At 63.7% G+C, this 24,292-nt stretch carries 22 protein-coding genes; 11 read left to right on the top strand and 11 right to left on the bottom strand.

Features of this window, described 5'->3' with window-relative positions; translation table 11 throughout:
* Positions 1 to 54 precede the first annotated feature (54 nt).
* The 6 genes from ACFOMP_RS07850 (at position 55) to ACFOMP_RS07825 (ending at position 6,198) form a co-directional block, all read left to right on the top strand.
* Positions 55 to 309, top strand: a complete 255-nt coding sequence (locus ACFOMP_RS07850; protein WP_379029229.1) for an amidohydrolase family protein — start codon at positions 55 to 57, stop codon at positions 307 to 309.
* 58 nt (positions 310 to 367) lie between these two features.
* Positions 368 to 1,732: a UbiD family decarboxylase gene (locus ACFOMP_RS07845; RefSeq protein ID WP_289896477.1), complete on the top strand. Its 1,365-nt coding sequence runs from the start codon at positions 368 to 370 to the stop codon at positions 1,730 to 1,732.
* Entirely contained in the window at positions 1,729 to 2,325 is a 597-nt protein-coding gene (locus ACFOMP_RS07840; RefSeq protein ID WP_379029226.1) for a UbiX family flavin prenyltransferase, read from the top strand. Before ACFOMP_RS07845 ends, ACFOMP_RS07840 begins: the two co-directional genes overlap by 4 nt.
* A gap of 30 nt (positions 2,326 to 2,355) precedes the next feature.
* Positions 2,356 to 3,384, top strand: a complete 1,029-nt coding sequence (locus ACFOMP_RS07835; protein ID WP_379029223.1) for a CobW family GTP-binding protein — start codon at positions 2,356 to 2,358, stop codon at positions 3,382 to 3,384.
* 122 nt (positions 3,385 to 3,506) lie between these two features.
* Positions 3,507 to 4,862: a nucleobase:cation symporter-2 family protein gene (locus ACFOMP_RS07830; protein ID WP_379029220.1), complete on the top strand. Its 1,356-nt coding sequence runs from the start codon at positions 3,507 to 3,509 to the stop codon at positions 4,860 to 4,862.
* Between the two features lie 61 nt (positions 4,863 to 4,923).
* Entirely contained in the window at positions 4,924 to 6,198 is a 1,275-nt protein-coding gene (locus ACFOMP_RS07825; RefSeq protein WP_379029217.1) for an amidohydrolase family protein, read from the top strand.
* Positions 6,199 to 6,521: 323 nt separating this feature from the next.
* On the opposite strand, the gene ACFOMP_RS07820 is transcribed toward ACFOMP_RS07825, so the two are convergent.
* Complete coding sequence (locus tag ACFOMP_RS07820; RefSeq protein WP_379029214.1) at positions 6,522 to 7,424, bottom strand: LysR family transcriptional regulator; 903 nt, start codon at positions 7,422 to 7,424, stop codon at positions 6,522 to 6,524.
* 431 nt (positions 7,425 to 7,855) lie between these two features.
* On the opposite strand from ACFOMP_RS07820, the gene ACFOMP_RS07815 reads away from it, so the two are divergent.
* The 3 genes from ACFOMP_RS07815 to ACFOMP_RS07805 all read left to right on the top strand — a co-directional run bounded on the left by ACFOMP_RS07815 (position 7,856) and on the right by ACFOMP_RS07805 (position 10,882).
* A complete protein-coding gene (locus ACFOMP_RS07815) occupies positions 7,856 to 9,214 on the top strand; it encodes an MFS transporter (RefSeq protein WP_289896483.1) in 1,359 nt (452 codons plus the stop codon).
* 76 nt (positions 9,215 to 9,290) lie between these two features.
* Positions 9,291 to 9,824 (top strand): DUF5943 domain-containing protein, encoded by a 534-nt coding sequence (locus ACFOMP_RS07810; RefSeq protein WP_379029210.1) that lies wholly within the window; start codon positions 9,291 to 9,293, stop codon positions 9,822 to 9,824.
* Between the two features lie 71 nt (positions 9,825 to 9,895).
* A complete protein-coding gene (locus tag ACFOMP_RS07805) occupies positions 9,896 to 10,882 on the top strand; it encodes a dipeptidase (protein ID WP_379029207.1) in 987 nt (328 codons plus the stop codon).
* A 312-nt stretch (positions 10,883 to 11,194) separates the two neighbouring features.
* On the opposite strand, the gene ACFOMP_RS07800 is transcribed toward ACFOMP_RS07805, so the two are convergent.
* The 5 genes from ACFOMP_RS07800 to ACFOMP_RS07780 form a co-directional block, all read right to left on the bottom strand.
* Entirely contained in the window at positions 11,195 to 11,920 is a 726-nt protein-coding gene (locus ACFOMP_RS07800) for an aspartate/glutamate racemase family protein (RefSeq protein WP_379029204.1), read from the bottom strand.
* Entirely contained in the window at positions 11,917 to 13,194 is a 1,278-nt protein-coding gene (locus tag ACFOMP_RS07795) for an NAD(P)/FAD-dependent oxidoreductase (RefSeq protein WP_379029201.1), read from the bottom strand. Before ACFOMP_RS07795 ends, ACFOMP_RS07800 begins: the two co-directional genes overlap by 4 nt.
* Positions 13,195 to 13,273: 79 nt before the next feature.
* Complete coding sequence (locus ACFOMP_RS07790; protein WP_379029198.1) at positions 13,274 to 14,215, bottom strand: tripartite tricarboxylate transporter substrate binding protein; 942 nt, start codon at positions 14,213 to 14,215, stop codon at positions 13,274 to 13,276.
* On the bottom strand, positions 14,212 to 15,771 hold the full coding sequence (locus ACFOMP_RS07785) for a tripartite tricarboxylate transporter permease (RefSeq protein WP_289896489.1): 1,560 nt from the start codon (positions 15,769 to 15,771) through the stop codon (positions 14,212 to 14,214). Before ACFOMP_RS07785 ends, ACFOMP_RS07790 begins: the two co-directional genes overlap by 4 nt.
* Before the next feature lie 7 nt (positions 15,772 to 15,778).
* Entirely contained in the window at positions 15,779 to 16,243 is a 465-nt protein-coding gene (locus ACFOMP_RS07780) for a tripartite tricarboxylate transporter TctB family protein (protein WP_379029195.1), read from the bottom strand.
* 253 nt (positions 16,244 to 16,496) lie between these two features.
* Here ACFOMP_RS07780 and ACFOMP_RS07775 point away from each other — a divergent pair, with 253 nt between their 5' ends.
* Positions 16,497 to 17,429, top strand: coding sequence for a LysR substrate-binding domain-containing protein (locus ACFOMP_RS07775; protein WP_019351533.1), 933 nt, complete (start codon positions 16,497 to 16,499; stop codon positions 17,427 to 17,429).
* A gap of 402 nt (positions 17,430 to 17,831) precedes the next feature.
* On the opposite strand, the gene ACFOMP_RS07770 is transcribed toward ACFOMP_RS07775, so the two are convergent.
* Positions 17,832 to 18,197 (bottom strand): GlcG/HbpS family heme-binding protein, encoded by a 366-nt coding sequence (locus ACFOMP_RS07770; RefSeq protein ID WP_379029235.1) that lies wholly within the window; start codon positions 18,195 to 18,197, stop codon positions 17,832 to 17,834.
* A gap of 24 nt (positions 18,198 to 18,221) precedes the next feature.
* Here ACFOMP_RS07770 and ACFOMP_RS07765 point away from each other — a divergent pair, with 24 nt between their 5' ends.
* The gene (locus ACFOMP_RS07765; protein ID WP_379029192.1) at positions 18,222 to 18,596 is read left to right on the top strand and encodes a hypothetical protein; all 375 of its coding nucleotides are present in this window, start codon (positions 18,222 to 18,224) and stop codon (positions 18,594 to 18,596) included.
* Between the two features lie 109 nt (positions 18,597 to 18,705).
* Here ACFOMP_RS07765 and ACFOMP_RS07760 read toward each other — a convergent pair whose 3' ends face one another.
* Genes ACFOMP_RS07760 through ACFOMP_RS07745 form a run of 4 tightly spaced genes read right to left on the bottom strand, consistent with a single transcriptional unit; the run spans position 18,706 to position 24,275 of the window.
* Positions 18,706 to 20,511 carry a TniQ family protein gene (locus tag ACFOMP_RS07760; protein WP_379029189.1) on the bottom strand — a complete coding sequence of 602 codons (1,806 nt, stop codon included), beginning with the start codon at positions 20,509 to 20,511 and terminating at the stop codon, positions 18,706 to 18,708.
* Positions 20,508 to 21,455, bottom strand: a complete 948-nt coding sequence (locus tag ACFOMP_RS07755; RefSeq protein ID WP_379029186.1) for a TniB family NTP-binding protein — start codon at positions 21,453 to 21,455, stop codon at positions 20,508 to 20,510. The genes ACFOMP_RS07760 and ACFOMP_RS07755 overlap by 4 nt, the downstream gene beginning before the upstream one ends.
* Positions 21,448 to 23,583, bottom strand: coding sequence for a hypothetical protein (locus ACFOMP_RS07750; protein ID WP_379029183.1), 2,136 nt, complete (start codon positions 23,581 to 23,583; stop codon positions 21,448 to 21,450). The genes ACFOMP_RS07755 and ACFOMP_RS07750 overlap by 8 nt, the downstream gene beginning before the upstream one ends.
* Positions 23,580 to 24,275 (bottom strand): hypothetical protein, encoded by a 696-nt coding sequence (locus ACFOMP_RS07745; protein ID WP_379029180.1) that lies wholly within the window; start codon positions 24,273 to 24,275, stop codon positions 23,580 to 23,582. Before ACFOMP_RS07745 ends, ACFOMP_RS07750 begins: the two co-directional genes overlap by 4 nt.
* Positions 24,276 to 24,292 lie beyond the last annotated feature (17 nt).

Below are 24,292 nucleotides of genomic sequence, written 5' to 3'. Positions count from 1 at the left end.
GAAGCTGTGGGATAAGTCCGTCCGGGGAAAGGGGAACCTCGGCCTTAAGCCGATTTGTGCAACAGAGCCAAGCAACTGCCGCCGAACAAGATCGTCTTCGGCACCGACTCGCCGCCGAACAACCCCGGCATGTGGCTGCGCGAACTGGAGGTGCTGTGCTCGCCCGAGCCGCAGGGGATGAACCTGCATGAGGACATCCTGGAAGACTACCTGGGCAACAATATCGCCCGCCTGATCGGTCTCGAGCCGACCAAGCCTCCCAAGGACTTGGCCGAGGCCGAGAAGCGCCTCAAGGCGACCTACGTCTGAGGACAGGGGTGCGGGGTTCCCGGCCCCGCACCTTTCCCCGAACCGAACGGACAAGAGCATGCGTCAGGATTTTCAAGATTTTGCCCGCGACTACCGCGCCCGCTTTCCGCAGGACGTGCTGCATGTCCCGGCCCCTCTGGGCTGCGGGCAGGACGTGACGGCGCTGGTCGAGGATCTGGCCCGGCAGGGCCGCGCCCCGATGCTGTCTTTCGACAGCGTGCCGGGCTGCGCCTACCCGCTGGTGACGAACGTCTTCGCCTCGCGCGACCGCATCGCCCGGATCATGGGCACGGATCTGGCGAACCTGCATGCCGAATACCAGCGCCGCGCCAATGCGCCGATCCCGCCCGTCCCGGTCGACAGCGGCCCGGTGACCGAGGTGGTGGCCGAAGGCGATGCCGTCGATCTGGAGCAGATCCCGATGATCCGGCATTTCGACAGCGACCGCGGCGCCTATGTCACCAATGCCATCATCGTCGCCGAAGACCCCGAGACCGGGGTGGCGAACCTGAGCTATCACCGCTCCATGCGCCATGCCCGCAATGCGCTGGCGACCAGCCTGCATTCGCGCGGTCATCTGTGGCGCATGTATCAGACCGCGCGCGAGGCCGGCCGGCCGCTGCCCGTGGCCATGGTCATCGGCGCGCATCCGCTGTTCATGATGGCCGCCTCGGCCCGCGTGGCCTTCGGCACCGATGAGCGTGCCATCGCCGGCGCGCTGATGGGCGAGGCCTTGCAGGTCGTGCGGACGCCCCGCCATGGCATCGGCGTGCCCGCCGCGGCCGAATTCGTGCTGGAGGGCGAACTGGACCCCGAGGCGCATGTGGCCGAAGGCCCCTTCGGCGAGTTCTCGGGCTACAGTTCGGACCGCTCGACCAACACGCTGTTCCATGTCCAGACGGTGCTGCGCAAGCGCGACCCCTGGCTGGTCGACGTGGTCGGCGGCGCCACCGACGAACACCTGAACCTGGCCCGCCTGCCGCGCGAGGCCGAGATGTTCGAGAAGATCAAGGCCCGCTTCCCGGCGGTGACGCGGCTGCATTACCCGACCTCGGGCACGCATTTCCACGCCTATGTCGCCTTGAGGCAAAGCCGCCCGGGCGAGGCGCGGCAGGTCATGCTGGGTCTGCTGGGCTGGGATCCCTATCTCAAGACCGTGATCGCGGTCGATGAGGACGTGGACGTGGCGCAGGACAGCCAGGTGCTTTGGGCGCTGGCCACGCATTTCCAGCCGCATCGCGACATGTTCAGCATCGACGGCCTGCCCGGCAGCCCTCTGGACCCGTCCTCGACCGCCGACGGCACCACCTCGCGGCTGGCGCTGGACGCGACGCGGGGGCCGGATTTCCACGGCATCCGCGCCACCCTGTCGCCCGAGGCGCGGGCGCGGGCGGCGGCGATCCTTTCGGGGGCGCAGCCATGAACGCCTATGCCATTCCGCGCGGGCCCAGCCGCCCCCGGATGGCGGTGGGGATCAGCGGCGCCTCGGGCGTGGTCTATGGGTTGCGCCTGCTGGAGTTGCTGCGCGAACTGGGGGTCGAGACGCATGTCACCGTCAGCCGCGCCGCGCTGCTGACCATGATGCATGAAACCGACCTGAAGCTTTCGGACATCGAGGCGCGGGCGGATGTGCTTTACCGCTCGGACGACGTGGCGGCCTCGATCTCCAGCGGCTCGTTCCGCACCATGGGCATGATCGTCGCGCCCTGCTCGATGAAGACCCTGGCCGAGATCGCGCAGGGCGTCACCTCGGGCCTGATCAGCCGCGCGGCCGAGGTCACGCTGAAGGAACGCCGCCGGCTGGTGCTGCTGGCGCGCGAGACGCCGCTGACCGAAAGCCACCTCAAGAACATGCTGGCCGTGACGCGCATGGGGGGCATCATCGCGCCACCGGTCCCGGCCTTCTATGCCCGGCCTGCCGGCATCGACGCGATGGTGGACCAGACACTGGGCCGGGTGCTGGACCTGTTCGACCTCGATTGCGCCGGCGTGCGGCGCTGGGTCAAGGCGCCCTGAATTTTTCAACCTTGGGAGGGTATGAGACCGATGCAGAAGACCATCAAGGACAAGATCCCCGTCACCGTGCTGACCGGGTTTCTCGGTTCGGGCAAGACCACGCTGCTGAACTACATCCTGCGGGAAAACCACGGCATGAAGATCGCCGTGATCGAGAACGAATTCGGCGAGATCGGCATCGACGGCGGGCTGGTCGTGGGCAGCACCGAGGAAATCTTCGAGATGACCAATGGCTGCGTCTGCTGCGTGGCCGAGGCGCGCGACGACCTGTTGCGCGTCATCCGCCAGCTTCTGGACCGGCCCGAGCGGCTGGACCATATCATCATCGAGACCAGCGGCCTTGCCGATCCCTATCCGATCGCGCAGACCTTCTTCCTGGACGATCCGATCCGGGACGAGACCAATCTGGACGGCGTCATCGCGCTGGTCGATGTCAAGCATGTGCTGCGCCACCTGGACGACAGCCTGATCGAGGCGCATGACAATCAGGCCGTGGACCAGATCGTCTGCGCCGACCGCATCGTGCTGAACAAGGTCGACCTGGCGTCCGAGGAGGAGATCGCCGCCGTTTCGGCCCGCGTCACCGGGCTGAACGAGACCGCCGAGCAGGTGCGTTCCAGCTTTGCCCAGATCGACCTCGGGAAAATCCTGGGCCTCGCCGCCTTTGACCAGAGCCGCAAGATCGCGGCCGAGGTCGATGCCAGCCACGACCATCACCATCATCAGGCACCCTGGCTGGGCGACGCGAGCCACGACCACGACGCCTCGGTCGGTTCGGTCGGGATCGAGCTGCAGGGCCACATGGACCCGGCGGCAATGCAGGCCTGGGTCGAGGAGATGCGCGGACAGGATCTGAACAACCTGTTCCGCATGAAAGGCATCTTCTCGGTCAAGGGCGACGACTATTGCTATGTGCTGCATGGCGTCCACGACCAGATCGAGTTCCGGCCGAACCATCCCTGGGCGGACGAGCCGCGTTGCAACAAGATGGTGTTCATCGGCCGTAACCTGGACCGCTTGGCCCTGAAGGAGCGGCTGGCGGCCTGCATGGCGGCGTGACCGGGTCACGGCCAACATGAAGCAATGGCGCGGACCTGGGAGGAGACGGGACCGCGCCGTTTTTTGTTCGGCCGTCGGCCGGGCGGGGAGAGGAGACCCGATCAATGAAGGGGGGAGAGAATATGACGAGCACAGTTCATCCGGTGGATGAGATACTATCGGCGCGCAGGATGATCGCGCTGGCCTTGCAGCATGTCGCGGTGTCCTATGTGGGCTCGGTCGCGGTGCCGCTGATCATCGCCAATGCCCTGGGCTTTTCGCAGCGCGACACCGTGCTGCTGATCAGCGCGACATTCTTTTGTTCCGGCCTGGCGACGCTGGTGCAGACGATCGGATTCTGGCGCTTCGGCGTCAGGCTGCCGATCATGAACGGTGTCGCCTTCAGCAGCGTCTCGGCGATCATTGCCATCGGCACCATGCCGGGTGTCGGCATCGCCGGCATCTGCGGCGCGGTCATGATGGGCGGACTGTTCATCATGGCCATCGCGCCTCTGGCGGGACGGCTGCGCCGGTTTTTCCCGCCGGTCGTCACCGGCTGCATCATCACCGCCATCGGATTGCAATTGCTGCCGGTCGCCTATCAATGGGCGGGTGGTGGCCATGGCAGCACCGATTTCGGCGATCCGGCCTTCCTGGCCGTCGCGCTGCTGGTGCTGGCGGTGATCCTGGTGCTGACCCGGCTGGGCACGCCGCTTCTGCGCAACCTTTCGGTGCTGATCGGCATGACCGTGGGCGGTCTCGTGGCCTGGGGCCTGGGCATGGGCAGCCTGGCGGCGGTGCTCGAGGCGCCCTGGCTGGTGGTGCCGACGCCCTTCCAGTTCGGCGTGCCGACCTTTGGCTTTCTGCCGTTTCTGACCATCGCCATCGTCATGGTGGTGCAGACGGTCGAGAGCATGGGGTTGTTCGTGTCGATCGGCGACATGGTCGAGAAAGAGGTGACGCCGGCCGATGTCGCCGATGGCGTGCGGGCGAACGGCTTGGCAAGCTCGGTCGCCGGGATGTTCGCGGGCTTTCCCTTCATCGCGCATATGGAGAATGTGGGCCTTGTCATCCTGAGCGGCGTTCGCAGCCGCTGGGTGGTGGCGCTTTGCGGGCTGATCCTGTGCGTGGTGGCCTTCCTGCCGAAGTTCGGCGCGGTGCTGGCTGCGGTGCCGGCCCCGGCGCTGGGAGGCGCGGCCATCGCCATGTTCGGCATCGTTGCCGCGGCCGGTATCCAGGCGCTGGCCAAGGTCGATTACGTGAACAACGACTACAACATGCTGATCGTCGCGCTGACCATGGGCATCGCGCTGATCCCGACGCTGTTGCCGACGCTGTTCGGCCAGTTGCCGGAATGGGCGCAGTCGATCCTGCACAGCAGCGTGGTGGTCGCCTGCCTGGTCTCGGTCACGCTGAACCTGGTGTTGAACGGCACCGGCGACGGCGATGCGGAAGACACCCATCTTCCCGGCCCGGACGCACGTCGCGCCGAGGCCTGAACCTATCCGCGGGGCCGCTTGGCCGGCTCCGCGCTTCCGCCGCTTGCACAAGAGGAATACCATGAACCAAATGCGCTCCAATCGCCAGACTCCGCCGCTGTTGATCCGCGGCGGTTTGATCGTGCCCGAGGACGGCTTGCACGGCCCCGCCGATGTTCTGGTCGGACAGGACGGCCGCATTGCCGCCATCGCCGCCCGCATCGATCCGCCCGAAGGCGCGCAGCTGGTCGAGGCCGCGGATTGCCTGGTCATGCCGGGTCTGGTCGACATGCACCAGCACCTGGACAAGACGGGCGTGCTGCGGCTGGCGCCGAATCCATCGGGCACCCTGCAGGGCGCGCGCGACGCCTTTGCGGCCTATGCGCGCCAGGCACCGCCGGGCGATGTCACCGCCCGCGCCAGCCGCACGCTGGCCCGCTGCCTGTCGCATGGCACCACGGCGATCCGCAGCCATGTGAACGTCGACAAGGACGCCGGCTTTGCCGGGATCGAGGCGCTGGCGCAGCTGCGTGCCGATTGGGCGGACCGCGTGCGGCTGCAACTGGTCGGCTTCATGACCCCGCATCCAGGGCAGGATCTGGACTGGCTGCGCGCCAATATCGACCGCGCTGCACAGCTCTCGGACGCCATGGGCGGCACGCCCGCCGTGGCCGAGGATCCCGACCGCTATCTGGATATCATCTTCGACGCCGCCGCGCGCCATGGCCTGCCGGTGGACCTGCATCTGGACGAGCATCTGGACGCCTCGCGCCAGCTGTTCCCCAAGGTCTTCGACCGGGTGCGGCGCCACGGCATGCAGGGCAGGGTGGTGCTGAGCCACTGCTCGGTCCTCAGCGCCATGCCGCGCGAGGATTTCCTGCCGATCATGGAACAGATCCTTGCGCTGGACCTCGGCGTGGTAACCTTGCCGGCGGCGAACCTCTATCTGCAGGGCCGCGAGGCCGCGATGCTGCCACCGCGCGGCCTGACCCGCGTGGCCGAGATGATCCGCGGCGGCGTGGCGATTGCCAGCGCCTCGGACAATATCGAAGATCCCTTTGTGCCCACTGGCTCGGGCGATCTGCTCGAGATCGCGCGCTGGACGCTGCTGGCCGGGCATCTCAAGGGCAACGAGCTGGTGCTGGCCTGGCGCATGATCGAACGGATCCCGGCCCGGCTGATGGGGCTGGACGACCACGGGCTGCGGCCCGGTGCCCGCGCCGACCTGCTGATCGCGCGGGCCCCCGACATCCCCGCGCTGGTCGCCGGCGGCACCGAGCATCTGCGGGTGCTGTCCGCTGGCCGGCTGGTGTCGGAAACCGCGCTGCGCCAGCAGTTCGAGCCCTGCCTGCAATGACCGCATGGCGCCCGGGCCCTGCGAGGCTCCGGGCGCCGCCCGGAAAGATCCCCATCCTGTCCGGCGCCGCGCGGTCCGCATCGGCTGGTGACGCTGCGGATGCGCTCCGCGGGCGGCTGCGGACGGGGCGCTTGGGACGGTCGTTGAACGACGGGTGCCGAATGCGTCCCGACCAGGATGCGGCTGGGGGGTCAGAATAGACCTGGGGCGGCGGGGCGCTGGCCGGGCAGGCGCTTTCGCGGCCCGCAAAATTAACCGGTAGAGCACAGGAGCAAGGGTGATCATTCTGTTGGCCGAGCTCTGCGCCAGAGCCCGGGAACAGATCACCCGCCCTTGGCCAGAGGCCGAAAGCGGCGCAAGAACCTTAGAAAGATGGTCAGTTCTTCAGAACCATTGCCATGTTCCCAGACGGCGGTTATCGGCAATTTTGCCGGCATGTCGACCAACTGGCGGATGGCGATGCCTTGCCGGGGCATGTTGCCGATCGCGCTGGAATAGATCGCGACACCGGCGCCGGCGATGACAAGGCCGAAGATGCCATCGCTGTTGGTCGCCTCGAGCGATATTTCTGGCAGGAACCCGCGGGCCCGGCATTCCGCAAACACTTGGTTGCGAAAGATCATCCAGCTGTCGCCCGTCCCGAATACGAACTTCTCGGCTTTCAGGTCGCTCAGCGCCAGTTGATCGCGCTCCGCCAGGTGGTGGTTCACGGGTAGGATGGCAACGTAATCGTTCTCGTCGAAAAGCAGGCTGTTGATCGGCTGCTGGTCCGAGACCCCGTAAAGAAAGCCGATGTCGATGCGATGGCGCAAGATCGCCTCGTGTTGATGGATCGTCGGCATGAAGATCAGGTCCAGGTAGATATCGGCATGGGCCTCGTTGAAGGCGCGCAGGAAATGCGGCAAAGCGCCATTGATCGCGAAATCGGTATAGGCGATGCGCAACTCGCCCCGGACGCCGCGCGCCGCCTTGCGGGCGCGTTCGACCGCCCGGTCGATCTGCCCCGTCACATCCGCGATCTCGGCCAGAAAGACCCGGCCCGCCTCGGTCAGCTCGACCCGGCGTGTCGAGCGCACCAGAAGCGGCGTACCGACATGGTCCTCCAACTGCTGGATCGTCTTGGTCAACGCAGGTTGCGCCACGCGCAGGCTTTCCGAGGCGCGGCGGAAATGCAGTTCCTGTCCAAGCGTGGCGAAGGCCCGCAGATGTCGAAGATCAAGGCTCATGTGGCGCCCAAATTATTTCCTACTAGTTATCAATAATACCGGATTCGATATTTTACAACGAAGGCACGGTCGTGGATCATCCGGGTATCGCGGGCGACAGAACCTGCGGGAAAACCAGTTCAACAGCTTCAGGGAGTGCACGAATGACAGGCGATCGCATATCGCTGCATGTCCGGCGCAAGTTATCGGACGTTTCCGCGCCACAAGCTGAGGCAAGCTAGAGACGATCCGAAAGGGCCCCTTTCGGCCATAAACCGCGGGCAGAACCACAACCGCTGTCTCGGGCGCGGATGCCATTTCTCGCAAAGGCAAACCGCTCCGCTCCATGGTTTGGGGCGGCAGGGCGCCGGTATGCGCCTCCGCATCCCCACCAGCCGCCACTGCCCCGCGATGCCTCTCGTCCTTGTTTCTCGAATGAAGAAAGGTCAGACATGTCAGCACGACTTCAGGATCAGACATCGGCTCCGGCGCTGCGCAAGGTCATCAGCGCTGCCGCGATGGGCAATTTCGTCGAATGGTTCGACTTTGCCGTCTATGGATTCCTGGCGACGATCATCGCCAGCCAGTTCTTTCCCAGCGAAAGCGTCAGCCTGGGGCTGCTCAAGACCTTCGGGGTCTTTGCGGTCGCATTCGCCATGCGCCCGTTGGGAGGGATCTTCTTCGGCGTCCTGGGCGACCGGCTGGGCCGCAAGGGTGTCCTGTCGCTGACGATCCTGCTGATGGCCGGGGCCACCACCCTGATCGGCCTTCTGCCGGTCCATGCAAGCTGGGGCATAGCGGCACCCATCCTGCTGACGTTTCTGCGTTGCCTGCAGGGCTTTTCGGCGGGCGGCGAATATGCCGGTTCGATCGCATATGTGATGGAGCACGCGCCGAACGACAGGCGCGGCTGGTATGGCAGCTTCATCCCGGTATCGACCTTCCTGGCTTTTGCTTCGGCCGCGCTGCTGGTCTTTGCCCTGGAAAGCAGCCTGACGGCCGAGGCGATGACCGCCTGGGGCTGGCGCGTGCCTTTCCTGCTTGCGGCGCCCCTGGGACTGGTCGGCCTGTATCTGCGCTGGCGCATGGAGGAAACGCCCGCCTTCAAGGCGATGGCTGCCGACGACAACGTCCATGCCCATTCGCCGCTTCGCGAAACCCTTAAAAGCCAAAGCCAGTCGATGCTGCGGCTGGGAACCTTCATCTCGCTGACAGCCCTGTCATTCTACATGTTCACCACCTACTTCTCGACCTATCTGCAGGTGGAGGGCGGGTTCACGCGGCCGCGGGCCTTGCTGGTGACGATGATCGCCCTGATCTTTGCCGCGCTGTTCTGTCCGGTCGCGGGGCGCATCTCTGACAGGATCGGCCGGCGCAACACGATCCGCTTCGTCTGCGCATGGCTGTTCGTCATGGTGGTTCCGGCCTATCTGCTGGCCAGCTCCGGCGCGCTGTGGAAGGCTATCCCCGGTGTCCTGCTGCTTGCGACCGGTGCGCTGACGGCCAATGTGGTGACGGCGACGCTGCTGTCCGAGACCTTTCCCACGCGGACGCGCTATACCGCCTCGGCCTTCACCTACAATGTCTCATATACGCTTTTCGGTGGCACGGCCCCGCTGATGGCGACCTGGCTGATCGACACGACCGGCAACAACCTTGCCCCGGCCCTTTACCTGATGGTCATTGCGGTTCTGGCTGGCCTTGGCGGGCTGGCCTTGCGCGAAACCTCGCGGATCTCGCTGATGGACGACGCCGCGCTCCTGCCGGATGCGGGCCTGTCCCTTTACTCTGCCCAGCAAGCCGCAAGATGACCCGGGCGGCCTCCCTGGTCCTGCTCCAGGGAGGCCGCTTCTTCAACGCTAACCCTCTGATCCAAGGATGAATGACATGCAGCCCGCTGTTCAGATCGACGTGGACGAAGCCAGTGGTATCTGGCGCACCGATGGCCTGCCCATGGTCTATGTTCCGCGACATTTCATGGTGAACATGCACAAGGAAATCGAAGAAACCCTTGGACGCGATGCCTATGAGGCGATGCTGGACCGCTCTGGCGCCAAGTCCGCCTTTTACTGGTGCAAGCGCCAGTCCGAACTGCTGGGCGCGTCCGAGCGCGATGTCTTCGCGCTTTATCTGCAGCGGCTTTCGGAACGGGGCTGGGGCCGCTTTTCCATCGAGCAGTTGGATCTGGACCAACTGACGGCTCGGATCACGCTGCGGGAGTCGATCTATGTGCTCGAGTCGGAAGGGCAGGCCGCTGCACCCGCTTGCTATATGTTCGAGGGTTTCCTGATCGGCGCCATGCAGTTTGCCTGTGCCATGCGCGGCATCAAGCCGCAGGAGATCACCTGCCGCGAGGTGGAATGCGCGGCCATGGGCGCCGCCGAATGCCGCTTCGAGGTCGCCTGCGTCCTGACGGACTGAACGCGCGCCTTGGGCTGCCCGGCACGCGGCGCAGCCCGGTCATCATATATCTTATCGAAATGGAAAACATCATGAAGGACAAGGCCAGCACGATCTATGAGAACGCAGTCGTTATCGACGGTCTCATCATCTCGAAATGGAGCGGCGATCTGTTCAGGGAAATGCAGCAATCGGGCCTGACGGCCGCGAACTGCACCTGCAGCGTCTGGGAGAACTTCAGCGATACCGTCAACAATATCGTGCAATGGAACCGCTGGTTCCGCGAATTTGGCGACCATATCGTCAAGGCGGAAAGCGCTGCGGATATTCGCCGCGCGAAGGCTTCTGGAAAGACCGCGGTCGTTCTGGGCATGCAGAACACCTCGGCTTTCGAAGACAAGATCGGTTATGTCGAGATCCTCAAGACCCTTGGGGTCGGCATCGCGCAGATGACCTACAATACCCAGAACTGGGTCGGCAGCGGCTGCTATGAAAGCCGCGACAGCGGCTTGTCGGATTTCGGCCGCGAGGTCGTGGCCGAGATGAACCGCGTCGGAATGCTGTGCGATCTCAGTCATGTGGGGCCGAAGACGTCGCGGGATGTGATCGACACCTCGACGGTGCCCGTTGCCTATTCGCATTGCCTGCCCACGGGGCTCAAGGCGCATCCTCGCAACAAGTCGGACGAGGAACTGCGCTATATCGTCGACAAGGGCGGTTTTGTCGGCGTGACGATGTTCCCGCCCTTTCTGGCCAATGGCGTCAATTCGACCATTGCCGACTACGTCTCTGCGATGGATTACGTCATCAATATCGTGGGCGAGGATGCTGTCGGCATCGGCACCGATTTCACCCAGGGCTATGACCAGCCGTTCTTCGACTGGATCACGCATGACAAGGGATTTGGCCGTCGGCTGACCAGCTTCGGCGAGATCGTCAACCCGGCCGGTTTCCGCGAGATCCGGGATTTTCCGAATATCGCGGACGCCATGGCCGATGCCGGCTGGACCGAGGCGCGGATCGAAAAGATCCTGGGCCTGAACTGGTTGAACCTGTTGCAGGCGGTCTGGGGAAAGTAAGGCCGAAAAGCACATATACCGGATCGCGAGCCGGGGGTAAGCCCTGGCGCTAGAATGCGCATCTGGCCCACCAACAGAGCGCGCCGCCGTCGTCCGAAGCAGGAGCGGCGCGCGCCCGGTCAGCCACATCACCGCGACATTTCGCCCGGCCTCGCGTTCGAGGCGTCGGCTTGACGGGATGGCGGCTCGTTTCGCCGGGGTCGTGCAATGGATTGGGATCGGAGACGAGTTGCGTGCCCGGCGCGTGCAATCGCGGACGGATGCCCGGGCATTCCGCAGGCTGCCCGGGCGCGAATGTCCCGACCGGCCTCGCTATGTAAAACCCTTGTAGGCTTGCCGGAGCGCGGCTTGGTGGATCATCCCCGACAGCGTCACCAGGTCGAACACCGGAAGCGCCAGGGCCTGCTGCAGGCTGAAGGCAAAGGGCGGCAGATCGGTGCATTCCAGCACGATCGCGCGGATCGCCGGATTGCGGGCGACAAGGGCGCGTCCCGCGGCGATGACCTCGGCCTCCACCTTGTCCAGATCCATGTCGTTGCGTTCATTGCGCAGGATGACGCTGGCGAATTCCTGCGTGTCCTCCAACCCCTGGATTTCCAGCGGTATCCCATCGGCGCCGGCGCCGGCCAGATGGCGCGGTGTCAGGGCGGCGGCCGAGGCGGTCAGCACTCCGACGGGCGCCCGCGTCATCTGCCAGACCAGCGGCACCTGGATCAGCGACGACAGAAAGACGGGAATGCGCACGGACTCGGCGATTTCGCGCTGGAACAGCGCCAGGAACCCGCAAGAGCCGGTAATCGCATGGACACCTTGGCGTTCCAGCCGTTGCGCTGCCTCGATCAACCGTCCGACCATGGCCGGGCTCGGGCGGTTCAACAGTTCCGGAACGGTGATGCCGTCGAGAATCTCGTAGGCCGTGGTGAACGGCAGGCTGGACGGGTTCTTGATATGCCCCGGCGGCTTCGGGAAATAGCTTTCCAGCGAAAGCACGCCGATGGAAATGCCGCAGATGTTGCGGCCGCCGCGTTGCAAGGTCATGCCGGCTTCTCCTGTGAGCCAAGGAAACGGAAGCGGTCGGCGCGGAAGGGCGCAAGATCGACCGAAGGTATTTCGCCCGCCGCGAGCTGGGCGATCAACCGGCCGGTGGGGGCACCCCCCGAGAGGCCCAGATGGCTGTGGCCGAAGGCCAGCAGGATGTCGGGACAGCCCGGCATCCGGCCGATCACCGGCAGCGAATCCGGCAGCGACGGGCGATGGCCCATCCACTCGGTTGCGTTTTCCACATTCAGCGCCGGAAAGATCTCTTGACCCAGAATCGCCAGGTTTCGGGCGCGGCGATAGTCCGGTGAGGCGCTCAGGCCCGCCAACTCGACGGTTCCCGCCAGGCGCAGGCCGCCTTCCATGGAATTGGCCACCACCATGCGGCCGGCCTCCATCAGCGTATTGTTGACACGCACCCCGGGGTCGGGGACGGTCAGGTGATAGCCCCGCTCGGTTTCCAGCGGGATGGTCAGCCCCAGAGGCCGCAGCAGCTTCGCCGACCACGCGCCGGCGGCGACAACCACCTGGGCAAAGGCCAGCGTGCCCTGCGGGGTTTCGATCTTGACGCCCCCGGGGCCGGGGTGCAACCGGGCGACATCGCACCGCGACATTTGCCCGCCCTGCCGGACCACGCGCTCTGCCAGCACCCGCAGCAGCCTTTGCGGATTGACGCTGTGACCCTGCCCGTGGATCACCACCGCCTTGCGGTAATGCGGCGAGATGTCGGGTTCCAGCTCGCGCAGCGCGCCGGCGCCCACAAGCTCGACATGCGCGCCCCGCTCGCGCCGAAGCCGCAGGCCGACCGCGTTCAGGTCGGCCTGCGCCTCGTCGCGGTAAAGCTGGATATAGACGCAGCGACGGACCAGTTCCTCGTGCCCGCTGCCGCGCAGCAGGTCTTCGTAAAGATCGACGGTCGGCGCATAGAGGCTGCGCAGAGCGTCGGCCTGCGCCGGGATTCTGCCCGGTCGTCCGGCTTGCAGAAAGCGCGCCAGCCAAGGGGCGGCCGCCGGCAGATGACGCAGCCGGATCGCCATCGGACCCAGCGGGTCTAGCAGCCAGCCGGGAACGGATTTCCACAGCCCCGGCAGGGATTCCGGCACGCAGGACCATGGCGAAAGGTTCCCGGCATTGCCATAGGAGGCCCGTTGATCGTCGGTCCCGGCCCGGTCCAGGACGGTGACCCGAAAGCCCTTTTCCTGAAGATAAAGCGCCGCGCAAATGCCAATGATACCGCCGCCGACGACGGCGATGCTTCGTTCGTCCGGTGTCATGTTCATTCCGAATTGTGAGTGCTGCCGGAACCGGCCACAGGGCCCCGGGCGCGCGACAGCCGCGCGCCCGGTCGGCCGGTCATTTCCGCATTTCGGCGGCCGCTTCGGCCATGATGCCGTAGGTGGCGCGCATGTCCGCCACCCATTCGTCGCCGTGGCGGAAATCGACTTTGGCGCCGATATTCTCGAAGGCCTTGACGACCTCAGGATCCTGCATCGCCTGTGCGCTGGCCTCGACCAGTTTGTCCACCACCTCCTGCGGCACGTCCTTGGGCGCGAAGATGCCCGACCAGCCCTCGAAATCGCCCTTGATGCCGAAATCGGCAAAGCTGGGCACGCCGGGATATTGGTCGGACTTCTTGTTCACGACCAGCAGGCGCGCGCTGCCCGACTTCAGATGCGGATCGAAGGCGGGAGGAAACGAGACGGCAGAGTCGATGTGACCGCCGATCAGCGAAACCATCGACTCGGCGGTGGTATTGGCGTGCACGTAGTCGACGGTATAGCCCGCTTGCCGCGCGACGATGCTGGCAAGGATCGTCCCCGACGAGGCCGCGCCCCAGGATCCCTGCGTCAGCCGCTTGTCCTTGGCGCCCTGCATGAACTCTTCGAAACTGCCGTAGGGGCTATTCTTGGCGACCAGGATCCCCAGGGGAACCGCCGACAGTTTCACCACCGGGGTGAAGCTGTCGAAATCATAGGACACGTCGCTGAAGTTGGGCGTGACCTGCACATTGCTCAGCCCGACGTTCAACAGCGTATAGCCGTCGGGCTTGGCGTTCACGACCTCGGTCGTACCGATGACCCCGGTGCCGCCGGCCTTGTTGACCACCGCGACGGGCACGCCCAGGATCTTCTCGACCGCATCGGCCCAGACCCGCGTGGTCAGGTCGGAATCGCCGCCCGCGCCCCAGGGCACGATCACCCGGATGGGCTTGTCGGGAAACTCGGCCGCGGCCGGCATCGCAAAGGCCGATGCGAAGGTGCCGATGGCGGCAAGAAGGGCAAGCTGTTTTTTCACTTTTGATGCTCCTGTTGGAAGAGGTGTCGACCGGCCGGAACCGGCGATTGGCTTGCCGCGAGCGCGCGCCGGCGCGTCTTGCGGTTCATGCGGATCGCCGACCAGACCGACAGTGCGGCAAGGGCGATGAACCCCCAGCCGATGGGCGAGGCCAGCAGCCGCAGATAGTCGCCGCCGGCGATGGAAACTGCCTGGTCGAGGTTCTGCTCGAAGATCGGCATCAGGATGAAGCCGATGATGAAGGCGGCGGGGTTCAACCCGACAAGGCGCATCCCGTAGCCCAACACGGTAAAGACCAGCAGGATCATGATATCGTTCAGGCTTTGGTTGGTGGTGAAGGCGCCGATGACGGCAAAGGCGAAGACGCAGGGGAAGATGAAATAGGTCTTGACCGAGGCCACCTTCATCCAGAACCGGAAGCCGAAGCGCGCGATCACCAGCAGGAACAGATCCACCATCAGGAAGCCGGCGAAGATGGCGTAGATGGTGTCGGTATGTTCGTAAAAGATCGTCGGTCCGGGGGTGATGCCGTGGATCAGGAACGCGCCCATCAGCAGCGCGGTCACGTCGTCGCCGGGAATGCTGAGCGTCAGCATCGGGATCATGCTCGACCCGCAGACGGCGTTGTTCGAGGATTCCGCCGCTGCGATCCCGTGCAGCGAGCCCTTGCCGAAGGTCTCCGGCTCCTTGGATGCGCGCTTGGCCTCGCCATAGGCCAGGAAGGCGGCCGCGCTTGACCCCAGACCCGGCAGGGCGCCGACCACGGTCCCGATGCCGGTCGATTTCAGAATCGTCCCGAAGACCGATCGGTATTCGCGGAAGCTGATCCGGTTGTCGGCGGGATTGGGCGAATGCCTCAGGACCAGTTCGTGTTGCGGGGTCTTGCGGCGGCGGACGCCCTCGATCACCTCGGGCATGACCAGGACCCCGATGAGCAGGGGCAGGAAGGTGAAGCCGCTCAGCAGCTCGGGGATGCCGAAGGTCAGCCGCGCCGCCCCCGTCAAAGCCGACATGCCGACCATCGCGAACAGCATCCCCAGGCAGCAGGACAGAAGCCCCCGGGGCACCGATTCCCCGGTCATCGAACCGACCACCGTGAAGGCAAAGACCAAAAGCCAAACCTTTTCGATCGGCCCCGCCTGCAGCGACAGCAGCGAGATCGGCGCGGCCACGAAGATCAGCACCAGCGTCGCCAGCATCTCGCCGGTGACCGAGGCGTAAAGCGCAAGGCACAACGCCTTGCCCGCCTTGCCGGCCCGCGCCAGCGCGTGCCCGTCCAACGAGGTCAGGAAGGACGCGGCTGCGCCCGGCGTATTGATCAGGATCGCCGAAATCGAGCCGCCATAGATCCCTGCCTTATAGACCGCCAGCAGGGTCACGATGCCCACCACCGGATCGAAATAGAAGGTCAGGGGCAGCATGATCGCGATGGCCATGATCCCGGAAATGCCGGGGATGGCGCCGAAGACGATCCCGACGCAGACCCCCAGCGCGATGCCCAGCACCGGCGCGGGCGCCAGAACCGCGGTGAAACCGTTGATGATGTTGGTCAGCATGGCGATCTCACAACGACCATTCGGGCAGATAGACCCGGATCAGCTCGCGGCAGCCGTAGAAGGTGACGACCGGAATGACGATGGAGACGACCGCCATCGCCAGCCACGACCGGCCCCCGAGCAGGACGGCCACGGCGAACATCGCGGCCGAGGTGGCGACGACGAAGCCGAGCGTGGGCAGAAGCCACCAATAGGCGGCGAAGATGCCCACATAGATCAGCACACCGCCCAGACCCTCGGTCGCGATCGTTTCCTGCGGCGCCAAGGCGCTTTGCGCGATGATCTGCCGCAACGACGTTATCGCGATCATGGCCGAGAAGATCAGGATGAACCCCGCGACGACGCGCGGCATGAACATCGAGCCAAGCTGCGTCTCGACCCCGCCCTGGGCCAGCCCGTCGCCCGTCAGGATCAGGATGGCGCCGGCGATCAGGACCGAGCCCAGCACGACATCGACGTAACGCCGGTTCATGGCTGCCTCCGCGACCGGCCGGTGGGCGTTCCCCCGCGCCAGCCGCGCTCTGCCTGGCCGGGCATCCATCTCTTCATGGTCATCGTTCTTGGGCGGAACAAAGCTGCCTCCTTGTCACTAAGACGCCGGTTCACTCCTGCGCCTGTCTTGTTGCCCGCAGGATAGGTGGTAACGTGCCATAAAGTCGAATTTGAAAATTCTTCATAGCTAAAATTTTCTCTTATAGCATGGGATTCGATCGCTGGAGGTAGCAATGAACAGCAAGCAGCTTGTCGTCTTTCGCGAGGTCATGCGGACCGGCTCGTTTTCCGAGGCGTCCCGGATTCTCTACCGCACCCAACCCGCGATCAGCGCCATGATCGCTAGCCTGGAATCGGAACTGGGCTACAAGCTGTTCCTGCGCCGTTCGGGACGGCTGATCCCCGTGCCCGAGGCCCATTACCTGTTCGAGGAAGCGAGCGAGATTCTGGAGCGGCTGCGCAATGTCGAACAGAACATGACCCGCATCGGCAATCTCGAACAGGGCGAACTGCGGGTCGTCTGTATGCCCGGCCCGTCGGTGATCCTGGTGCCGCAACTGGTGACGCGCTTTCTCGAGAATCGTCGGGATGTGCGGCTGACGCTGCTGACACGCAGTTCATTGCAGGTGCGGCATTTGGTGGCCACGCAGAAATTCGACCTCGGACTCGCAGATCTCAGCGACCATGTGCCAGAGGATTCGAACCTGCTGCGGTTCGAGCCCGTGACCTACGATTGCGTCTGCGCCCTGTCCGAGAAGGATCCTCTGGCGTCCCGCTCGGTCATCACGCCGCAGGATCTGGCGCAGCGCGACATCGCCGCGCTGTTTGCCGCGCATTCAACCTACGGCCGCACGGCCGAGGCCTTCGCTTCGCATGGCGTGCCGTTCCGTCCGAGGTTCGAAACGCAATATTTTTATCCGCTGCTGTCCTTTGTCGAGGCTGGCCTGGCCTGCGCCGTCATCGACCCGCTGAGCGCGGAAAGCTATCGGCTGTCGCGCGGCGATGCGGGCAGGGTGACATTCCGTCCGTTCCGCCCAGCCGTCCCATTCACCGCAGCGGTTGTCATGCCGCAGCATCGTCCTTTGTCCAAGCTCGCCCAGGCCTTCGCCGAGATTCTGCATGACGATCTTAACGTCCACCATCGAAGATATTCGGACCTGAGCTAGGGACAGGATCCAGCCTTCGCGAGGGGACTGATCGACGAGCAACTTTTTCTGGCGGACGGAGGCGCCGATGGCGGCCCCGTCTTTCCCCAAAGCCATGGCACGCCGAGTCGGAAAGCAGTTCGGGGAACTGTTTCCCGGCGATTGGCCAGTCTTCAGGCGACCGAAGGCATTCTCGATGCGGTAACGCTTTCGATAAAGGCGTTTCTTGTGCCTGCCAGGTTTCCTGCGTTTCTTGCTGGGCGGGATGCAGGGACAGATGCCGCGCTCCTTCAGGTCGTCGCGCAGCCAGTCGGCATCCTAGGCCTTGTCACCCAGAAAGCGCCTGGCTGGCGGCCGCCAGCCAGGCGCGGCCCCGCTGATGCAGGCCCCCGACGGGGCCCCCGGCAGGGCCGCGGCCCAACCTTACTCTGCCGCGCCGATGGCGGTCAGCCCGGCGGTGGCGCAGGTCGCGTCGATCTCGCCCGAGGGCGCGCCGCCGACGCCGATGCCTCCCACCAGGGCTTCACCGATGCGGATCGGCAGGCCGCCCCCCTGGATGACCATCCGCGCATCCATGTCGCGCAGACCGGCATTTTCGGGGGCCGAGGCGATGAAGCCCGCCAGTCCGGCGGTATCGCGGCCCATTGCGGCCGAAGTGAAGGCCTTGCCGGCTGCACTGGCGCCGGTATGCGGGCCCGATCCATCGGCCTTGAGCATGACCTTGGTCGCCCCGTCGCGCGCCACGATGGCAACGCTGACAAGGACGAGATCGCGAAACTGCTCCGTGATGCCGAGAAGCAGATTGAAACTCTATTGGAGCGCATCGTTGAGGCCGACAACGCCAGCGTCATCAAAGCCTATGAGGGCAAGATCGCCAAGCTAGAGCGGGAGAAGCTGCTTCTGACCGAAAGGGCTGCTCAAATCGTGCCGCCGAAAGGCAGGCTAGAGGAGTTTATCGAACCAGCTCTAGAGTTTTTGGGAAACCCTTGGAATCTATACGAAAATGGCAGCTTAGCCTTCAAAAGAACAGTGCTTAGACTGGCCTTTGCAGAGCCTCTGCGATACTCGATGGATTCAGGTTATCGAACCGCTGAAACCGCCTTTCCTTTCAAGGTGTTAGCGGCAATTTCAACGTCAAAAGGTGAACAGCACCTCGTAGTTGTTCCATTTTCTGCCGTGAAAACTTAATGAAATCAGTGTCTCTGATTTCCGATCACGCAGCCGCCTGTCCATTTGTGCCATAAACCTTGTCCGGGGCAGACAAAAAATTACCGGCCCGAAGGCCGGCGTGGTGATTTCAAAGGAAGTCAAGGACCTCCCGCCTGTAGATCGGTTCGGCTTTTTCCCCGAGGTCGAGTTGGTGTTCGGGCAAAAGATCATCGCTTCCAAAGAAGTTCTTCCGGTCTTCGATTTTTCGAACCAGATCCCATTGCGATATGAACAAATCCTGGAATACGTCGATTGAGTGCGGGCACACGTAAACCTGCGGTCGGGCTGGTGATGGTCGTCTGACGGGAACCCCGTCGAGATGTCCATGCGCAATAAGGGCGGTGATGGTGGCGGCAGGCAGGTGCAGAAGCCGCGCGGCCCTCCTTGGATGGACGGCGCCCTCCTCGGGCAGGCTGATCGCCTCGCGCAAGACCACAGGATCAATCAGAAAACTCCGGAAGCCTGCAGCCTCGTCGTGACGGCAGCGCAGTGGGAGCTTATGCAACAGGATCAGCGCGGTTGCCCTCTCGGTGGTAATTTTCGTGCGATGCGCGGCAGTAGCGATGTCCTCCCACCCATTTTGCGGGTCCCCAGTTTCGCGCAACCTGTCGAGCCGATCCATAAACTCCGAAAGTGCGGACACTTGATAGAGCGGCAGCGCCTTTTCCTCGCGCATAAAGACCGGGATCAGGTCCGGCCGCGTCAGTTTTGTTAACAGGAAACGCTTGATTCCGAGATAGGCTGCGGCCTCAGAGGCGTTCAAAAGACCAGAGAACTCGGCTGCGATGGTGGCGAGCACACCGTCCGGTATGTAGTCGTGGATGTCGAAGCCTAGCTTCTCTCCATTGGGCGTTGCCAGCCCCATCGAACAGAGGCGGCGGCCCAACTGGCGTCTGGTGATCCCGCTCGCGCGGACGGCCGTGGACAGGGAATGCACGAACTGGCGTGGACATTCCTTGCCGAGCACCAGCGCGCCTCGGGCGACCGGGAAATTCTTCCAGATGAAATCGCGGACCTGATCGCGAATAATGTCGAAATCGCGGTCGTCATCGCGATAGCGTAGCCATTCGAAGAAGAAACGATACCGTGCCCGATACCGGCCAGCATCGTTGACATGGCCGCGCTTCATGTTGGCCAGCACCTGATGCAGGGCCTCCGCGCCAGCGGCAAGGACAGGAAAACCGGCAGCGCCTGCCGCGATCCATTGCAGGTCAGTGATGTCGGAGCGTTTGGGATCGGGGCCAAGGGTCATGAGGATACCGAGGTTTTCCGCTGTCTGGGAAACGACATGAAGCGGTAGCTTGCCCAGCCAGCCCGCATCAGCGTTTTCCCCTGTGATGCGGCTGATCAGATAGTGCTCCAACACCATATTGGTTTCAGAAACCGGCATTGGTGGGATTGAAACGTGCCGCTCTATGATCCGCGCGAAATCGAACACGTCCTTGTTGCTGGGCGCGGGCGGCATTGGAACCAGAGCACAGCCATGCCGGGTGCAACTCCGGATGCTGTTCAATTGCCACGCCCCCGGATGCCCGATGCTGAGCGGACCATTCTGCGCCTGCTCTCCCAGGCACAATGGGCAGGCATATGTCTGGGTTCGTGACAGGGCGGTGAACTTGATCCGCTCCTTTCCAAGCTGGAACCAGCCCGGCTCGAACAGACGGGGTGTCCAGATTAGAAGCGGATCTGGGTCCAGCCCCGCCAGGGCCGCAACGCGGCGAATTTCGCTTTCCGCACCGTTGGTCAGGCCACGATGGTCGATCCCGAGGTCGGAGCAAAAGGTGATGAGTCGGGGCGCGCCGTTTCGCCATGCAAGGCGCGAGGCGAGCGAGGTGGCACTTTCGCCGATGACCGGCTCGACGGACAGTGGCAGGGCAGCGGTGGTGAACATCATTGGGCCTCCCGGATGAATACCTTGCGGGCATCAATCCTGTGGTAATCGTTAACGATGAAGGGGTTGAAAGCATCCGAACATGACGACCGCTGCTCATAGGCGAGCGCGAAATGGCGCGCCTGCAAGGCCAGGGTCTGTTCCAGCAGCGCCGCTTCGATTGCAGCAATGATGATCTCGATCACCAGCCCGAACTGAAAGGCACTGGCATGGATCAGCCGTTCCGCCAAAGCGATGGTCTGACTGTCTGGGGCGGCAGTCAGACCGGCACGAATGGCGTAATCCCCGATCAGGCCGACGACATCAGGGGCGTGAGCCACCGGTGATAGCGGTGCGAAATGCACCGCATCCATGCGCCGGGCCAGCTGCGGATCGTGGTTGAGGATGCGTTCAAGCTCCTCGGTGCCCGAAAGCAGAATGCCCACCGGCCAATCGGGATCGGTCATCAAGGTTTTCAGCATTGACGCGACGGCGTTGAGTTCACTCGTCGTGCCACGGGAACTGAGGTCTTGTGCCTCGTCCAGATGCAGGAACAAGACGCGGCGCTGCCGGAGCTGATGCCGAGCCAGATCCCAGATGTACCACGCCTGCCGTTCGGCCGAGAGGTTGTAGCCGAGTGCGCGCAGGATCATCTGTCCGAGGAATTTCAGCGTGGCGGGGGATGGCACGCGCAGGCTGATGATCGTTGCTTCGGTGCAGGATGAGTGCGCCAGTTCCACCCTTGCCCGTGCGATAAGCTGCGCCATGGCGCAGCTCTTTCCGGTGCCCGATGCGCCTGAAAGGGCAATGCCATGCGCATCTGCACTGCGCCCGGCGGCAATATCAGCAAGACGCTTTTCCAAAAGCATGCGGAACCGCGCCTGCAAGGGCTCGAACCGCTCGTGAAGGATGAACCTTGCGCGCAAATCGGCAATCTTGCTTGCGATGGTTGAGGGGATGTCACTCATCGTCAAACCTCCAGGTCTTGCCGCGCGGCACATCGGGATTGGCGGGCAAAGTCTCTTCCCGCGTCTCAAACGGGGATTTCTCCACGTCTTCCGGAGGCCGGATTTCGATGCCGTCTGTCAGCGGATCACCGGAATGACCGCCGTCAGCCAGCTTGATGTCGGAGGAGGTCAGAGAGAAATGCAGGGCTTCTTCGTTTCGGGCGACTTCAGCATCGGTGACATGGAAAGGTGTCAACTGCATCCGCAGCGCGGCGGCGCGGTTGGTTTCGGAAATCCGGGCAACGGCGCGCTGCACGAGATTCTCTGACAGTGCGGCGGCGCGACGGTGCTGAATACGCAGCGCCCGGCAGGCCTCCTGCCAGTCGGTATAGCGCATCCCCTCAAAGCCACGATGGTTGCAGGTCGCGGCGTGCCAGGCCTTGCCGACTTTGACCGCGATCCAGCCCAGATCGAAAAGGTCAGCTCGGATTTCCACCTCGCGTTCCGGAGAATGAAGGAACGCTTCACGCAAGGCATCACAACTGTAGGATAGCCCGGCAAACAGCACGCCATCGCCACGAAGTTTGCGGGTCAGCGGCCGTCCGAAAGCCTTTCGCAGCGTCAGCCCGTCCGGAATCGGCAGCAATCCTTGCTCTTTTGCCAGACGTTTCCAGCAGTCGGCTGGGGTCTCACCCTTTAACGACCCGTGGGGTTCATTGTGGTAAATGTCTACGACGAAGGTGAGCAGGATGCGGATAAGATCGTCGTCATCAAGGCATGCCAGTTGTTCGGAAGGGTAGTCAGCGCGTTCCACTGAGTTGAAGAACGTCCGCCCCGACAGAAGCGGCATGAGCTTGTGCCCGACCGTCCGGAAGAAGCTTTCGACATTGCCGCGCATCTGCGGCAATCCCGCCGGGGGAAAGTGTATCGTCAGGCCGAGCGAGGCCGCGGCCGTCCGGAAGTCTTCCGAGATGAAAGCCGATCCCTGATCGGTGACGAGGGTGCCGATACCCGCAACCTGATCCCATCGGCTCTCACAGCCCGCCGCCTGGGCGTAGGCCGTCCGATCGTGGAGCACATCCCGCAGGGTGCGGATCGCATCCTGAGCGTTTGGGGTTTCCGCCAGCCGCAACGCGAGGATGCACTTCGTGGCACAATCCTTGGCGACATAAAGCCAACGCCTCCCTTTCAGCCGTTCGACCTGTTCGGCGGACATTTGCTCGAGAATCCCCGAAGGTGTCAGAAGAGAAATCACGTCGAGGCGGTTTTCGTCCATCTCAATCCGCTCGCCGGGAAACAGCGTCTCGACACCCGTCTCGAAGAGATTGAATTTCCGGTTCGCCGCATCGATCCCCCAGCGTTGTGCATAGATGTAATAGGGATCAGCCTGTGAAAGCCGCCGCAGCAGGCTGCGCTCGGATGGCAACGCCAGTTCGGCTAGCCCATTGCCGCGCCTATGCTGGTTTGCAGATTTGATCCGGTTACGGATCTCGGCCACCGCCTGCCGTTTGGTCGGTCGCTGTGTGCTGGCATAGGCGTCAATGACTTCAGAAGCCATCGCCTCGGTCCGGTGGCACCAGCGCAAGCCGCGATTGCCACTCCGATGGGTGCGGGGCAGAAGTGCCAGCGGATCATAGCCGCCTTCCTCATAGGCTTTGAGCCAGCGCAGGATGGTTTTGGCGCAAGGGAGCTTGCGGGTAACAAATTTCGCGCCCGCGCGGCGTCCACCGCCGGCATTTGCAGTCTGCCCCGATCTCCGCCGAACCTCGTAGTCGAGTGAAGGCAGGATAGCCGTGACCGATGAATAGCTTCTGGCAACCTTGCCTCCCTGTTCGAACATCAGGAAGCTGTCGCAGATCACCTGCCGCCAGAGGACCATTGATCTGGTTTCTTCATCGAGTTCGGCCAGCATATCAGCCGGGCAGTTCTTCCGGTCGCGACTGCGGGCAAAGTCGAAATACCCGGCCTGATAGCGTGTATCCGAGGATTGCAGCAGATCATGAACCTCGGCATGAGTGAAGCTTTCGGTGATCCCAGGTTGGTCGGCGCGTTCAAGGATGATGGTTTCGGCCTGCACCTCAGTGGGGCGATAAGCAACGCCACCCACCGTTAGCAGGTCCGAGCGGGAGAGACGGAGGCGCATGTTCATGCTGCGACCTCCGTCAAAGCGGGACGGTTCCACATGATCCGCCGCGCAGCTTCTGCCGCCGCCCTCCGGTCAAGCTGCTCGTCGGTCACGAGTTTGACCCGATGCGCGAAGTGCTTTGGCATGTCGGCAGCGATATGGCGCAACTCGGCGATGAAATCCCGTCGGATCACCCTGTCCGCAGGCTTGATGGCGACCGCGATCCGCTCGCCGTTGGTCAACGTGACGCGAAAATCGAAAATATGGCTTGCGTTGCTGCCATCGGCGCGGCGGTACAGGATCGCTGGCGGCTGTTCCAGAATATCATGTATATCCGGGCGCAGCAGCGTCAGGCACAGGAAGCGGTATTCCAACATGCTTTCGAACTGGATGACACGCGGGCGCTCGTAGGCCGGAAGTTTGACGATCATGCTGCCGCGCAGGCTCGCCTTTGAGCGGCGCACTACATCCCGGCTAGCGCGACTCGGTTCCGGCGCGCGATGGATCAGGGTCTGGTTCATATGGTTTCGGAACGCGCGATCATCCATGCCCCTGCCTTTCGGCACGGAGGAAGAAGCGCTTCCGCCTTCTTTCAAAAATGCAGGGGCGATCCCGCCGAAACCATTCCGGCGGGTTGACTTTTTCTGCGCCTTGGGGGAAAGAAGAGGGGTCGGCTCGAAATCGACACCTAATTCTGAAGGGCCTTCCTGTTCCACCAGGAGGGCCTTTTCCC

Source organism: Paracoccus simplex, assembly GCF_042648325.1.
Taxonomy (GTDB): Bacteria; Pseudomonadota; Alphaproteobacteria; order Rhodobacterales; family Rhodobacteraceae; genus Paracoccus; species Paracoccus simplex.
The sequence above is the reverse complement of the archived record's forward strand: the minus strand, read 5'-3'. Positions and strand labels throughout refer to the sequence as shown.